We start from the raw sequence: 13,550 nt of genomic DNA, 5'->3' as shown, positions 1-13,550 counted from the left end.
CATGGCGATCTGGTCCTGGGACGGGGTGGTGCCGGTGGTGGCCCCCTCGGCCTTTGTGCATCCCGAGGCAGTGCTCATCGGGGACGTGATCGTGGGGCCCGGCTGCTATGTCGGCCCCGGTGCGGTCCTGCGCGGCGACTTCGGGCGGATCACGCTGCAGCCCGGCTCGAATGTGCAGGAGACCTGCGTCGCCCATGCCTTTCCCGGCAAGGATGTCGTGGTCGAGGAGCGCGGTCATGTCGGTCACGGCGCGGTGCTGCACGGCTGCCACATCGGGCGCAATGCGCTGATCGGGATGAATGCCGTGGTGATGGACGAGGCGCGGATCGGCGAGAACACAATCCTCGGCGCCATGGCCTTCGTGCGGGCGGGGAGCGAGATCCCGGCCAACGTCATGGCGGTGGGCTCACCCGCGAAGGTGCTGCGCGCGCTGACCGAGCAGGAAATCGACTGGAAGTCGCGCGGCACCGACGTCTACCGCCAGCTCGCGGTGGATGCCAAGACCAAGCTCGCCCCGGCGCAGCCGCTGGCGGAGGTGGAAGAGGGGCGCCGCCGCGTGACGGCGCCCGAGTATGATCCGCTGGTGGTCGAGCGCACGGCGCTCAGCGAACGCCCTTGACCCCTTCGAGGATCAGGGTCGTCGCCACGCGGGCATAGTCCTCGCGGCTGATCTTGCCGCCGTCGCGGAACCACATGTAGACCCAGTTCATCATGCCGAAGAGCGACATGGTGACGGGCATCAGCAGCGGCCTCTCAGGCGTGTCGAGCTGCGGGTGGATCTCAGTCAGCACGGCGGAGAAGTGCTTGACGATGCGCCGCTCGATCTTGGTGATCGCGGCTTTCTGCTCGTCCGACAGCGCGGGACCGGCGTTGAGCTGGACCTTATGCTGGTCATCGGCGCCCTTGTAGGCGTCGAGCACGGTCATCACCAGCTGCTCGAGCCGCGCGCGCGGGGGCAGGGCGGGATCGTCCGCCTCGACCAGCGCGGCGTCGAGCTCATCGAGATGGGTCTCGATGATCGCGAAGATCAGCGCGTCCTTCGACGGGTAGTAGTGGTAGAGCAGCGACTTCGACACCCCGGCTTCGGATGCGATCTGGGACATGGAGGCTTTCTCCATCCCCTGCGTCGCAAAGACGTTGGCGGCGGTGAGAAGTAGCTGGTGCTGCTTCTCCTCGAAGTCGCTGGCGCGCGTTCTTGCCATATGCGCGAATGCTCCTCTTGGTCCGGTGGGGGATTGGCGGCGCGCCAGTTCTTAGCCGCCGGACGGGGTATTTTCTAGCCTGCCCGTAGGTTACTTCGGGCGGTTGTCGACGACTCGCTTGGCTTTGCCTTCGGATCGAGCAACGCCCTCACGGTCATGCACCTCGATCTTGGTCGAGACACCAACCACCGATTTGATGTGATGCGACAGCTCCTTCGCCGAGGCGGCTCGGGCATCGGCATCGCAGCGGGCCGGGGTGCATTCGACGTGCACGGTCATAACGTCCATGCGGTCCTTGCGGCCAAGCTCGATCTGGAAGTGCGGGGCGAGGCCCTCGCATTTCAGGATCTGCTCTTCGATCTGGGTCGGGAAGACATTGACGCCGCGCAGGATGATCATGTCGTCGCTGCGGCCGGTGATCTTCTCGATCCGGCGCATCGAGCGCGCGGTGCCGGGCAGGATGCGTGTGAGATCGCGGGTGCGGTAGCGCACCATCGGCAGGCCTTCCTTGGTGAGCGTGGTGAACACCAGCTCGCCCATCTCGCCGTCGGGCAGCACATCGCCCGTCGTGGGATCGATGATCTCGGGGTAGAAGTGGTCTTCCCAGACGTGCAGCCCATCCTTGGTCTCGACGCATTCGTTGGCGACGCCGGGGCCCATGATCTCGGATAGGCCGTAGATGTCGACCGCGTGCATGTCGAAGGCCTGCTCGATCTCCTCGCGCATGGCGTTGGTCCATGGCTCGGCGCCGAAGATGCCGACCTTGAGCGAGCTCTGCCGCGGGTCGAGGCCCTGGCGGCGGAACTCGTCGAGGATCGAGAGCATGTAGGAAGGCGTGACCATGATGATCTGGGGTTGGAAGTCCTGCATCAGGGTGACCTGGCGCTCGGTCATGCCGCCGGAGATCGGCACCACGGTGCAGCCGAGCCGCTCGGCGCCGTAGTGGGCCCCGAGCCCGCCGGTGAAGAGACCGTAGCCGTAGGCGACGTGGCAGATATCGCCCTTGCGGCCGCCGGAGGCCCGGATCGAGCGCGCCATGCAGTCCGCCCAGATGTCGATATCCTTCTGTGTGTAGCCGACGACGGTGGGCTTGCCGGTGGTGCCCGAAGAGCCGTGGATGCGCACCAGCTGCTCACGCGGGACGGCGAACATGCCGAATGGGTAGGTGTCGCGCAGATCCTGCTTCATGGTGAAGGGGAACTTGGCGAGATCGGCGAGGGTCTTGAAGTCGTCCGGATGCGCGCCGTGCTCGTCGAAGCGTTTGCGATAGAAGGGGGAATTCTCGTAGGCGTGGCGGAGCGACCAGGCCATGCGCTTTCTCTGAAGCGCGGAAATTTCGTCACGGCTGGCGATCTCGATCGGGTCGAGGATCTCCTTCATCGGGGTCATGTCTGTCATGGTCTCTCCTCCCTTCATGGGTCAGCCCTCCGCCCGCGCTTCAGGCAGCAGGGGCCGGTTGAGCGTCCGCGAATGGCCGCGGAATTCTGCGATGACGGTCCCGTCCTCCCGGGTGATCGTCACGTCGTAGATGCCCGAGCGGCCCTTGCGCGAGATCTCGCGGGCGGTGGCCGTGAGCCGATCCCCGAGCGCGCCCGGGGTGATGTAGGTGACCGAGCAATGCTGCGCGACGGTCATCTCGTTGTAGGTGTTGCAGGCGAAGGCAAAGGCGCTGTCGGCCAGCGTGAAGAGATAGCCGCCGTGGGCGTTGCCGTGGCCGTTGGTCATCTGCTCGCTCAGCTCCATCTCGAGCGTCGCATGGCCGGGCGCGATGTGGGCCAGCGTCATGCCGAGCCGCTGCGAGGCGCTGTCGGCGTTCCACATTTCCTTGGCGCAGGCCTCGGCGAGATCCTGAGGGGTCATGCTCTGAATGTCCTTCATGGCTCACTTCCCCCGGAAGCTGGCAGGACGTTTCTCGAGAAAGGCCGTGACGCCCTCGGCGTAGTCGTCGGATCGGCCTGCCTCGCGCTGACAGTCTCGCTCGCGATCGAGATGCGTGTCGAGATCGTTTGTCGCGGCCTCATGGATGAGACGCTTGGTAAGGCCCAGCCCCAGCGTCGGCCCGGCGGCCAGTTTTGCCGCCAGCGCCTCGGCCTCGGGGATCAGGGCCTCGTCGTCGAGCGCCTTCCAGATCAGCCCCCAATCGGCGGCGGTCTCGGCCATCAGCGGCTCGGCGGTCATGGTCAGGGCCTTGGCGCGCGGCTCGCCGAGAATGCGGGTCAGCGACCAGCTTCCGCCCGCGTCGGGGATTAGCCCGATCTTGGAAAAGGCCTGAATGAACTTCGCCGATTTCGCCGCAAGCACGATGTCGCACGCAAAGGCGATATTGGCCCCGGCGCCCGCCGCCACGCCGTTCACCGCGCAGATCACCGGCTTTTCCAGCGCGCGGATGAGCCGGAGGGTGGGGTTGTAGAAGGTCTCGATGGTCTGGCCGAGGTCCGGCTTGGGGCCGCCTTTGCGCGGGTCGCGGTCGCCGAGGTCCTGCCCGGCGCAGAAGCCGCGCCCTGCACCGGTGAGCAGCACGGCGCGAATCGCGTCGTCATCATGCGCCCGCTGGATTTGAGCGCGCAGAGCAAGGTGCATCTCCTCGTTGAAGGAGTTGAGCTTTTCCGGGCGGTTGAGCGTCAGCTTCAGAACGCCGGACTCCAGCTCCGCCAGCACGGTTTGCGATGTCGTCATGTGATCCTCCGAGCCCCCCTCCACGGGGCCTGTGAGATTTACTGTTGCATAAACCGACCGGACGGTCAATGATACTTGTCAAGCTTTGGGAGGAGCCATGACAGACCTGTTCACCCGCCATAAACCGCTGCTGGAAAGTGCCCTGAAGGCGCTGGAAACGCGCGAATTCTGGACCCCGTTTCCCGAGGTCCCGAGCGGGAAGATCTACGGCGAAACCGCGAAGGCAGAGGGCGAATCGTCCTATGCTCGCCTGCTGGGCGCCGCCTTCGATCTGCCCGGCCATCCCGAGGAGGGGCGCGTCGGGTCCGAGGTTTCTCCCTGGGGCCCCGAGCTTGGCATCCGCTATCCCGCCGCCGCGCCCGAGGCGCTGCTCGCGGCCGCCGAGGCTGCCGCGCCCGCGTTCGCCGAGGCCACGGTCGAGGCGCGGATCGGGGCACTGCTCGAGGCCTTGGTGCGGCTCAACAAGATGAGCTTCCTGCTCGGCCACGCCACCATGCACACCACCGGCCAGGCCTTTGCCATGGCTTTCCAGGCGGGCGGGCCGCACGCGCAGGATCGCGGGCTCGAGGCGCTGGCAATGGCCTATTCCGAGCTGACCCGCAGCGCCCGCGACGCGGTCTGGGAAAAGCCGCAGGGCAAGCATGCGCCGCTGGTGATCGAGAAGCACTGGTCGCTGGTGCCGCGCGGCATCGCGCTCACCGTGGGCTGCAACACCTTTCCGACCTGGAACGGCTACCCGGGAATTTTTGCCAGCCTCGCCACCGGCAACCCGGTGATCGTCAAGCCGCACCCGCGTGCCATCCTGCCACTGGCGCTGACCGTGCGCGTGCTGCGCGAGGTCTTCGCCGAGATCGGGCTGCCGCAGGACGCCGTGCTGCTGGCCGCCGACGCGCCGGAGGCCCAGATCACCAAGGATCTGGCGGCGCACGAGAAAGTGGCGCTGATCGACTACACCGGGTCCACCGCCTTTGCCGCCTGGATCCGCGCGCACAGCCAAGCGATGCTGTTCACCGAGGAGGCCGGGGTCAACTCGGTCACCATCACCGGCACCGATGATTTCTCCGGGATGTGCGCCAACCTCGCCTTCTCGCTGTCGCTCTATTCGGGGCAGATGTGCACCTCGCCGCAGAACCTTTATATTCCGCGCGGCGGGATCGAGACCGATCAGGGGCGCAAGAGCTTTGACGAGGTGGCCGAGGGGATCAAGCAGGCGATCGACGCGCTGCTCTCCGATCCGGCGCGCGCCGCCGGGATCTGCGGCACCATCGTCAATCCCAACACGTTGCAGCGCATCGAGACCGCCCTCGGCGCAGGCCGGGTAATCCGCGACAGCGCCGAAACCGGCCATGGCCGCAGCGCCACACCACTCATGGTCGCGGTCGAAGGCGCCGAGGGTCCGCAGAACGACGAGTGCTTCGGCCCGGTCTCGTTCCTCGTGCCCTGCGATGGCGCCGAGGATGCCATCGCCCGCGCCGCAGGGATCGCCCGCAGTAAGGGCGCGATCACCGCGGCGCTCTACGCAATAGATGAGGCGCTGATCAAACGGGCGGCGAAGGCTTTTGCACAGGCGGGCGTGAACCTCTCGGTGAATCTCACCGGCAATATCTACGTGAACCAGTCGGCGGCCTTCTCCGACTTTCACGTCACCGGGGCGAACCCGGCGGGCAATGCCAGCCTGACCGACGCCGCCTTCGTCGCGCCCCGCTTCCGGCGCGTGATGATCCGCTGGCCCAAGGCGGCCTGAGCGCCTGACCGGAGCCCCGGCACCCGACTTTCGACGGACACCAATCTGGGAGGAGTTACCATGATGTCCAAGACCACCACCGCGCTTGCCACCTTCGCCGCTCTCGGCGTCCTCGCCGGCGCCGCGCAGGCCGAGATCCGTCTCGGCGTCAGCGTCTCGGCGACCGGCCCCGCGGCCTTCCTCGGCGACCCCGAGGCCAAGACCATCGAGATGCTGGTCGAACAGCTGAACGAGGAAGGGGGGATCAATGGGGAGGAGATCGCCCTCACGCTCTACGACGACGGCGGCGATCCCAACAAGGCGCGCACCTTCGCCACCCGCCTCGTCGAAGATGACGAGGTCGTCGCGATCATCGGCGGCTCGACCACCGGCACCACCATGTCGATCCTGTCCGTGGCCGAGGACGAGGGCATTCCCTTCATCTCGCTGGCCGGCGCGATCTCGATCATCGACCCGGTGCGTGAGTATGTCTTCAAGACCCCGCACACCGACCGCATGGCCTGCGAGAAGATCTTCACCGACATGCAGGCGCAGGGCATCACCAAGATCGGCATGATCTCGGGCACCGACGGCTTCGGCGCGTCGATGCAGGCGCAGTGCAAGGAGGTCGCGGGCGAGCACGGCATCGAGATCCTTGCCGATGAGACCTATGGCCCGCAGGACGCCGACATGACCCCGCAGCTCACGCGCATCCGCAATACGGGCGGCGTGCAGGCGGTGCTGAACCCGGGCTTCGGCCAGGGCCCTGCGATTGTCACCCGCAACGTCGCGCAGCTCGGCTTCGAGATCCCGCTCTACCAGAGCCACGGGGTTGCCTCGGACGCCTTCATCGAGCTAGCCGGGGCCGAGGCCGCCGAGGGGCTGCGCCTGCCGGGGACCGCGCTGCTGATCGCCGACAAGCTGGCCGAAGATGACGCGCAATACGAGGTGGTGACCACCTACACCGAGGCCTACAAGGCCAGGTACGACCAGGAGGTCTCGACCTTCGGCGGCTATGCGCATGATGCCTTTGCGCTGATCGTCGATGCCATCACCCGCGCCGGTGACAGCGAGGATCCGCAGGCGATCCGCGACGCGCTGGAGGCGACCGACGGCCTCGTCGGCACCACCGGCACCTACAGCTTCTCGCCCGAGGATCACCTCGGCCTCGATCTCAGCGCCTTCCGGATGCTGGAGATCAAGGACGGCGACTGGCTGCCCGTCGAGTAACCCGCTTCGGCTCCGGGCCTCGCGCCCGGAGCCGCACCCCAATCCGCCAAAGCCTTGGGAGCCCCGATGGACGCCCTGCTGCAATTCCTGTTCTCCGGTCTGACCGTGGGCGCCGTCTACGCGCTCGTGGCGCTGGGATTCACCATCATCTACAACGCCTCCGACGTGGTGAACTTCGCCCAGGGCGAATTCGTCATGCTGGGCGGGATGATTACCGTCTTCGCCTTCGAGGCCGGACTGCCGCTGCCGCTCGCCGCCGTGGTCGCCATCCTGATCACATCGGCCATCGGCGTGGCGCTCAACAAGCTGGCCATCGAGCCGGCGCGCGGCGCGCCCGTGGTCTCGCTCATCATCATCACCATCGGGGCCTCAATCGTCATCCGCGGCGCGACGCAGCTGGTTTTCGACAAGCAGCTGCACCGCTTCCCGTCCTTCTCGGGCGATGATCCGATCCACGTTCTGGGCGCGACGATCCTGCCGCAGAGCCTGTGGGTGATCGGTGGCGCGCTGGCGGTCTTCGTGGGTCTCTGGATATTCTTCACCCTCACGCTGACCGGCAAGGCGGTGCTCGCCACCGCAAACAACCGCGTCGCGGCGCAGCTCGTCGGGATCAACACCGGCTGGGTGATGACGCTCTCGTTCGGGCTTTCGGCGGCCATCGGTGCCTTCGCGGGCGTGCTGGTCACCCCGATCACGCTGGTCGGCTACGACGTGGGCGTCGCGCTGGCGCTCAAGGGCTTTGCCGCCGCCATGCTGGGCGGCATGGGCAACCCCAAGGGCGCGCTGGTTGGCGGGCTGCTGCTCGGCTGTTTCGAGGCGCTGACTGCGGGCTATCTCAGTTCGCAGTACAAAGAGGCGGTGGCCTTCATCGTCATCCTCGGTGTGCTCTTCGTGATGCCGCAGGGGCTCTTCGGCAGCAAATCGACGGAGCGCGTGTGATGACCGGACGCAACAAATGGATTTCGCTCGGCGTGCTGGCGCTGCTCATCGCGCTGCTGCCGCTGTTCTTCCCCTCGGGCTATTACTACCGCGTCGGTGCGCTGATCTTCGTCAACGCGCTGTCGGTGGTCGGGCTGGTGATCCTGATCGGCTATGCCGGGCAGATCAGCCTCGGGCACGCGGGCTTCGCCGGGATCGGCGCCTATGCCTGTGCACTGGCGCCCGAGCACCTCGGGCTGCATCCGGCGCTGGCACTGGTGCTGGGCGCGGTGGTCTCGGGCGTGATGGCGGCGCTGATCGGCAAGCCCATCCTGCGGCTCAAGGGCTACTACCTCGCGGTGGCGACGCTGGGCTTCGGTATCCTCGTGTCGATGGTGCTGACCAACGAGCGCGGATTGACCGGCGGCCCGGACGGGATGAACGTCGCCGATCTTGGCCTGCGCAGCCTGCTGCGCGACATGGGCTGGCGGCTTTCGGGCGGCGAGTTCTGGTACATGGTCTGCGGCGTTGTGCTGCTTGTCGGGGCGTGGCTAGCGCTGAACCTCTTCGACAGCCCCTCGGGCCGCGCCATGCGGGCGCTGCACGGCTCGGAAGTGGCGGCCGCGACCGTCGGCGTGGACGTGCCGCGCCAGAAACTGCGCGCCTTCGTGATCTCGGCGGTCTACGCCTCGGTCGCGGGCTCGCTGCTGGCACTGCAGAACGGCTACATCACGCCGGACGTCGCGGGCTTCATGCACTCGGTCGAGATGGTCACCATGGCGGTGCTTGGCGGTGTCGGCTCGGTGCTGGGCGCCACCTTCGGCGCGGCGATCCTGACACTGCTGCCGCAGGTGCTGACGGTATTTGCCGAATATGAGCAGCTGGTGCTGGGCCTTGTCATGGTGCTGGTGATGATCTTCCTGCCGCAGGGGCTGCTGCCCTCGATCGCGCGGCGCCTGAAGGGGAGGGACGAATGAGCCTTCTGGACGTACAGGGCCTCGGCATCAGCTTCGGCGGGCTGAAGGCGGTCAACGACGTGAGCTTCAAGGTCGCGCCCGGCGAGATCGTCTCGGTCATCGGGCCGAACGGGGCGGGCAAGACCACGCTCTTCAACATGATCTCGGGCGTCTACCAGCCCGGGCGCGGCTCGGTCTCGCTGAACGGGACCGAGGTGACCGGGGTGGCCCCCAACCGGCTGGCCGAGATGGGCCTGTCGCGCACCTTCCAGAACCTGCAGATCTTCCAGGAGATGACGGTGCTCGACAACGTGCTGGCGGGGTACCACCTTTCAGAGCGCGGCTCGGTCTGGGCCGACCTGCTCTCGCTGCCCGGCATGAAGCGGCGTGCGGCCGAGGCGCGGGCCGGGGCGCGCAAGCTGCTGGAACGGGTGCGGCTCGACAAGGCCGCCGAGCAGATCGCCGGAAACCTCAGCTACGGCGCTTTGAAGCGGCTGGAGATCGCCCGCGCGCTGGCGCTCAACCCGAAGATCCTGCTGCTGGATGAACCGGCGGCGGGCTGCAACGCCGTCGAGACCGAGGAGATCGACCATCTGATCGCCGAGCTGGCCGCCTCGGGCATCGCCATCCTGCTGGTCGAGCACGACATGAAGCTGGTGATGCGGATCTCGAACCACATCGTCGTGCTCGACCACGGCGAGAAGATCGCCGAGGGCGACCCGGCCACCGTCTCGCGCGACCCGGCGGTGATCGCCGCCTATCTCGGCACCGAAGAGGAGGAGCCTGCCCATGCTGACGGTTGAGGGGCTGCGCTCGCGCTACGGGCGCATCGAGGTGCTGCACGGGCTCGACCTCGAGGTCAGCTCGGGCGAGATCGTGACCGTGGTGGGTGCCAACGGCGCCGGCAAGACCACGCTGCTGAAGTGCCTCTCGGGCACCCAGCCGGTGAGCGACGGGAGCATCGTCTTCCGCGGCGAGAGTTTCGCCTCGGTGCCCGCCCACAAGCGGCTGAAGCGGGGGCTGGCGCAATCGCCCGAGGGGCGGCAGATCTTCACCAATCTCACGGTCGAGGAGAACCTGCGCCTTGGCGCCTTCCTCTTCACCGACGAGCGGGTGGACCGCGACATGGCCGACGCCTTTGCCATGTTCCCGATCCTCAAGGAAAAGCGCAATCTCGCGGCGGGCGGACTCTCGGGCGGGCAGCAGCAGATGCTGGCCATCGCCCGCGCACTGATGGGCCGGCCGCATTGCCTGCTGCTCGACGAGCCCTCGATGGGTCTGGCGCCGCTTCTGGTGGCGCAGATCTTCGAGGTGGTCAAATCGCTCAAGGAGCGCGACGTGACGGTGCTGCTGGTCGAGCAGAATGCCTATGGTGCGCTCAAGATCGCCGACCGCGGCTACGTGATGGAAACCGGGCGGATCACCATGACCGGTGCCGCGCCCGATCTCATCGCCGATCCGCGCATCCGTGAAGCCTATCTGGGACTCTGAACCATGACACTCCTGACTGTCCGCCGCGACGGCGAGATCGCCGTCGTCACCCTCGACAACCCGCCGGTGAACGCGATCTCCGAGGCCGTGCGCAAGGGGCTCTACGAGATGGTGGGCCACCTCGACGCCGACCCCGAGGTGAAGGCCGTTGTGCTGATCTGCGCCGGGCGGACCTTCCTCGCCGGGGCGGACGTGAGCGAGTTCGGCAAGCCGCCGGTCGAGCCGCATCTGCCCGACGTGGTGGACAGGATCGAGGCGGCGGAAAAGCCCTGGGTCGCGGCGATCCACGGCGCGGCGCTCGGCGGCGGGTTCGAGATCGCCATGGGCTGCCGCTTTCGCGTCGCCGTCGAAAGCGCCAAGGTGGGGCTGCCCGAAGTCACGCTCGGCGTCATACCCGGCGCTTCGGGCACGGTGCGTACACCTCGCCTGGCCGGCGTCGAGGCGGCAGTGGATCTAGTGACGGGCGGGCGTCCGATGTCCGCCGGCAGGGCGCTGAAGACGGGGCTCATCGACGCGGTGGTGAGCGATCTGGAAAGCGACGCGGTGGCCTTCGCCCGCAAGGCGTTGGGGGCGGACCTGCCGGTGCCGGCGTCAAAACGCCCGCTGGACCAAATGCCGGAAGAATTCTGGCAGGCGGCCCTCAAGTCCGCCTCCAAGGCCGGGCATCAAGCGCCGCTGCGCGCGCTGGACAGCCTACGCTTCGCCACCGAGAACGGCTTCGCCGAGGCTATGGCGCATGAGCGCGAGACCTTCCTCGACCTGCGAGGCTCGGAAGAGGCGGCGGCGCTGCGGCATGTCTTCTTCGCCGAGCGCGCCGCGCCGAAACCCGCCGCGCTCAAGGGCGTCGAGCCGCGCCCGTTCAGGACGGTCGGCGTCATCGGCGGCGGCACCATGGGCGCTGGCATCGCCGGGGCGTGCCGCGAGGCGGGGATGGAGATCATCCTCATTGAGCGCGATGCCGAGGCAGTGGCGCGGGGTCTCGACAACATGGGCAAGATCTTCGACGGCGCGGTCAAGCGCGGCAAGCTCACCCAAGAGGGCCGGGCCGAGCGGATGGCTGGCGTGCGCGGCAGCACCGACTATGCCGAATTGGCGCAGGTCGATCTGGTGATCGAAGCGGTGTTCGAGGAGATCGGCGTGAAGCGCGCCGTATTCGCCGCACTCGGCCGCGTCTGCCGGAGCGATGCGGTGCTGGCGACCAACACCTCGTACCTCGATCCGCGTGCCATCGCCGAGGGGCTGCCGAACCCCGAGCGCTTCATCGGGCTGCATTTTTTCAGCCCGGCCCACATCATGAAGCTGCTCGAGATCGTGCCGACGCCGGACACCGCGCCCGACGTGCTGGCCACCGGCTTCGCGCTCGGGCGAGCGCTGAACAAGGTGCCGGTGCGGGCGGGCATCTGCGAGGGCTTCATCGGCAATCGTATTCTCAAGCGCTACCGTGCCGAGGCCGAGGCGCTGGTCATTCAGGGCGTGCCGATCGCCGAGATCGACGCGGCGATGCGGGACTACGGCTTCCGGATGGGGCCTTTCGAGGCGCAGGATCTTGGCGGGCTCGACATTGCCTTCTTGCAGCGCGAGGGCGCGCGGGCGGCGGGGCAGGAGGTGCCCGAGACGCTGGGCGACACCCTCGTGCGGGCCGGGCGCAAGGGCCAGAAGACGGCAGGCGGCTGGTACGACTACGCCGAGGGTGACCGGACACCGCAGCCCTCCGCCGCGGTGACGGAGCTGCTCGCCGGGTGGACCGCTGGATCGCTCGATCTCCCGCGTACCGAGATCGCCGAGCGGCTCGTCGGCGCAATGGCGGCGGAAGGCCAGGCGATCCTAGATGAAGGCATCGCGCAGACCCCGCAGGACATCGACCTGGTCGAGGTGCACGGCTACGGCTTTCCGCGCTGGAAGGGCGGGCCGATGTTCGCGACAGGTGCATCTTAGGGTATGCCCGGCGATAGCGTGTCCTTGGCGCTCGGAGGCTTGACCGCATTGGGATTTCCGGGACTGCCTGCGCTGGTACGGGCCTAGAGCCCTGCCTCGCGATACTGTCGCGACCGCCGTGCTCTTTGATATCCGTCAGCCGCCTAGGACTCGTTCTGCTCCGCCTTGCGCGCGAGGGTTCTCAGGGCTCAACTCGCCCTTCGCCGAAGCAGGACTCAGGCTGCGACTCTTTTGTCTGTCGAAAGAAATGGCCAGATCCGGCGAATAAGGAAGTCTGCCTAAAGTGAAACTTTTTCACTTATCGTGAAAATATGTTTATACCGCAGGCATGACAAAGATCACAGCAAAAGACGTCGCGACGGAAGCCGGCGTTTCCGTGTCCGCGGTGTCGCGGGCATATCGGGGCAATGCCCCGATATCTGAGGACAAGCGCAAGGCAATCTTCGCGGTCGCCGCGCGACTGGGCTACGTCAGCAAGGTCGACCAGGTGCGCGCGACACAGGCGACCGACACGATCGCCATGGTGGTGAGCGAGATGCAAAATCCGTTCTACCCGATTGCCGTGGACGAGATGACGCGGCTCTTGCCGGAACGCGGGCTGAAAGCGATCGTGCATGTGGTCCCCTCGGCCGAGGATGTAGACACCGCCATTCGGCAGGTTCTCGACTTTCGGACCGAGGGCGTCATCCTGGCCAATTCGACCCTGACGTCTGGGCTCGCGCGGGCCTGCCGGCAAAATGGCATTCCAGCGGTGCTGCTGAATCGCGTTCAAACGGACAGTCGGATGATGGCGGTCTGCTGCGACAATTACGGCGGCGCGCAGCAGATCGCGGAGCGTTTCCTGACGGGGGGCCGTCAGCGCATCGCCTTCATGGGAGGGCGGCGGGACACATCCACGCATCTCGAACGAATGCGCGGTTTCCGCGACCGGCTGGAGGATGCAGGTCGCGTCTTCGCGCAGCAGTTGGACGGGGAGTTCGACTACCGTCGCGCCTATGCCGCGGCGCAGGAAATGCTGGCACGGCGACCGCTGCCAGATGCCGTCTTCTGTGCAAATGACATCATGGCCATCGCGGTGCTCGACGCTGCACGGATCGCCGGCGCTTCGGTCCCCGACGACCTGGCGGTGGTGGGGTTCGACGATATCCCGATGGCCGCATGGGAATCCTACCGTCTGACCACGGTGCGTCAACCGCTGCGCAGGATGCTCGACCAGGCCGTGGACATCATTCTCGCCTCCGATGGGTCCGAAGAGATTGGTGACATCCGAATCCTGCCCGGCGAGTTGCAGGTGCGCGAAAGCGGGTAGTGAAATAATTTCATATTTTATGGCAAGAGTTGCATAGCGTTCCAGTTCTGTGGCTACTCCTTTCCCAGCACCCGTTCGTGGGTGACTCAGAATTCTTTGGGAGGAGAATC

At 66.8% G+C, this 13,550-nt stretch carries 13 protein-coding genes; 9 read left to right on the top strand and 4 right to left on the bottom strand.

The window, feature by feature from the left end; translation table 11 throughout:
- Position 1 precedes the first annotated feature (1 nt).
- The gene (locus CEW88_RS22850) at positions 2–619 is read left to right on the top strand and encodes a transferase hexapeptide repeat family protein (RefSeq protein ID WP_108970692.1); all 618 of its coding nucleotides are present in this window, start codon (positions 2–4) and stop codon (positions 617–619) included.
- Here CEW88_RS22850 and CEW88_RS22845 read toward each other — a convergent pair.
- From CEW88_RS22845 to paaG, 4 genes are all read right to left on the bottom strand, one after another.
- Positions 603–1,202, bottom strand: coding sequence for a TetR/AcrR family transcriptional regulator (locus CEW88_RS22845; RefSeq protein ID WP_108970691.1), 600 nt, complete (start codon positions 1,200–1,202; stop codon positions 603–605). The genes CEW88_RS22850 and CEW88_RS22845 overlap by 17 nt on opposite strands.
- A 90-nt stretch (positions 1,203–1,292) precedes the next feature.
- Positions 1,293–2,600, bottom strand: coding sequence for a phenylacetate--CoA ligase PaaK (paaK, locus tag CEW88_RS22840; protein ID WP_108970690.1), 1,308 nt, complete (start codon positions 2,598–2,600; stop codon positions 1,293–1,295).
- Between the two features lie 21 nt (positions 2,601–2,621).
- Complete coding sequence (paaI, locus tag CEW88_RS22835) at positions 2,622–3,080, bottom strand: hydroxyphenylacetyl-CoA thioesterase PaaI (RefSeq protein ID WP_254694598.1); 459 nt, start codon at positions 3,078–3,080, stop codon at positions 2,622–2,624.
- Between the two features lie 3 nt (positions 3,081–3,083).
- Positions 3,084–3,878, bottom strand: coding sequence for a 2-(1,2-epoxy-1,2-dihydrophenyl)acetyl-CoA isomerase PaaG (gene paaG / locus CEW88_RS22830; protein WP_108970689.1), 795 nt, complete (start codon positions 3,876–3,878; stop codon positions 3,084–3,086).
- Between the two features lie 97 nt (positions 3,879–3,975).
- Here paaG and paaN point away from each other — a divergent pair, with 97 nt between their 5' ends.
- The 8 genes from paaN (at position 3,976) to CEW88_RS22790 (ending at position 13,440) form a co-directional block, all read left to right on the top strand.
- Entirely contained in the window at positions 3,976–5,622 is a 1,647-nt protein-coding gene (gene paaN / locus CEW88_RS22825) for a phenylacetic acid degradation protein PaaN (RefSeq protein ID WP_108970688.1), read from the top strand.
- 63 nt (positions 5,623–5,685) lie between these two features.
- Positions 5,686–6,831: an ABC transporter substrate-binding protein gene (locus CEW88_RS22820; RefSeq protein ID WP_438839494.1), complete on the top strand. Its 1,146-nt coding sequence runs from the start codon at positions 5,686–5,688 to the stop codon at positions 6,829–6,831.
- A gap of 66 nt (positions 6,832–6,897) precedes the next feature.
- The gene (locus tag CEW88_RS22815) at positions 6,898–7,770 is read left to right on the top strand and encodes a branched-chain amino acid ABC transporter permease (protein WP_108970686.1); all 873 of its coding nucleotides are present in this window, start codon (positions 6,898–6,900) and stop codon (positions 7,768–7,770) included.
- Positions 7,770–8,726, top strand: a complete 957-nt coding sequence (locus CEW88_RS22810; protein WP_108970685.1) for a branched-chain amino acid ABC transporter permease — start codon at positions 7,770–7,772, stop codon at positions 8,724–8,726. Before CEW88_RS22815 ends, CEW88_RS22810 begins: the two co-directional genes overlap by 1 nt.
- Positions 8,723–9,508, top strand: coding sequence for an ABC transporter ATP-binding protein (locus tag CEW88_RS22805; RefSeq protein WP_108970684.1), 786 nt, complete (start codon positions 8,723–8,725; stop codon positions 9,506–9,508). The genes CEW88_RS22810 and CEW88_RS22805 overlap by 4 nt, the downstream gene beginning before the upstream one ends.
- Positions 9,495–10,196, top strand: a complete 702-nt coding sequence (locus CEW88_RS22800; protein WP_108970683.1) for an ABC transporter ATP-binding protein — start codon at positions 9,495–9,497, stop codon at positions 10,194–10,196. Before CEW88_RS22805 ends, CEW88_RS22800 begins: the two co-directional genes overlap by 14 nt.
- A gap of 3 nt (positions 10,197–10,199) precedes the next feature.
- The gene (locus CEW88_RS22795; protein ID WP_108970682.1) at positions 10,200–12,131 is read left to right on the top strand and encodes a 3-hydroxyacyl-CoA dehydrogenase NAD-binding domain-containing protein; all 1,932 of its coding nucleotides are present in this window, start codon (positions 10,200–10,202) and stop codon (positions 12,129–12,131) included.
- Between the two features lie 328 nt (positions 12,132–12,459).
- Positions 12,460–13,440, top strand: a complete 981-nt coding sequence (locus CEW88_RS22790; protein WP_108970681.1) for a LacI family DNA-binding transcriptional regulator — start codon at positions 12,460–12,462, stop codon at positions 13,438–13,440.
- The last annotated feature ends 110 nt before the right edge of the window (positions 13,441–13,550 follow it).

This window comes from Alloyangia pacifica, from assembly GCF_003111685.1.
GTDB classification, from domain to species: Bacteria; Pseudomonadota; Alphaproteobacteria; order Rhodobacterales; family Rhodobacteraceae; genus Salipiger; species Salipiger pacificus_A.
The sequence above is the reverse complement of the archived record's forward strand: the minus strand, read 5'-3'. Positions and strand labels throughout refer to the sequence as shown.

Bases quoted from the DNA above. Each gene is read 5' to 3' on its own strand.
- CEW88_RS22850 (WP_108970692.1), top strand. From the start codon at position 2: ATGGCGATCTGGTCCTGGGACGGGGTGGTGCCGGTGGTGGCCCCCTCG.
- CEW88_RS22845 (WP_108970691.1), bottom strand. From the start codon at position 1,202: ATGGCAAGAACGCGCGCCAGCGACTTCGAGGAGAAGCAGCACCAGCTA.
- paaK (WP_108970690.1), bottom strand. From the start codon at position 2,600: ATGACAGACATGACCCCGATGAAGGAGATCCTCGACCCGATCGAGATC.
- paaI (WP_254694598.1), bottom strand. From the start codon at position 3,080: ATGAAGGACATTCAGAGCATGACCCCTCAGGATCTCGCCGAGGCCTGC.
- paaG (WP_108970689.1), bottom strand. From the start codon at position 3,878: ATGACGACATCGCAAACCGTGCTGGCGGAGCTGGAGTCCGGCGTTCTG.
- paaN (WP_108970688.1), top strand. From the start codon at position 3,976: ATGACAGACCTGTTCACCCGCCATAAACCGCTGCTGGAAAGTGCCCTG.
- CEW88_RS22820 (WP_438839494.1), top strand. From the start codon at position 5,686: ATGTCCAAGACCACCACCGCGCTTGCCACCTTCGCCGCTCTCGGCGTC.
- CEW88_RS22815 (WP_108970686.1), top strand. From the start codon at position 6,898: ATGGACGCCCTGCTGCAATTCCTGTTCTCCGGTCTGACCGTGGGCGCC.
- CEW88_RS22810 (WP_108970685.1), top strand. From the start codon at position 7,770: ATGACCGGACGCAACAAATGGATTTCGCTCGGCGTGCTGGCGCTGCTC.
- CEW88_RS22805 (WP_108970684.1), top strand. From the start codon at position 8,723: ATGAGCCTTCTGGACGTACAGGGCCTCGGCATCAGCTTCGGCGGGCTG.
- CEW88_RS22800 (WP_108970683.1), top strand. From the start codon at position 9,495: ATGCTGACGGTTGAGGGGCTGCGCTCGCGCTACGGGCGCATCGAGGTG.
- CEW88_RS22795 (WP_108970682.1), top strand. From the start codon at position 10,200: ATGACACTCCTGACTGTCCGCCGCGACGGCGAGATCGCCGTCGTCACC.
- CEW88_RS22790 (WP_108970681.1), top strand. From the start codon at position 12,460: ATGACAAAGATCACAGCAAAAGACGTCGCGACGGAAGCCGGCGTTTCC.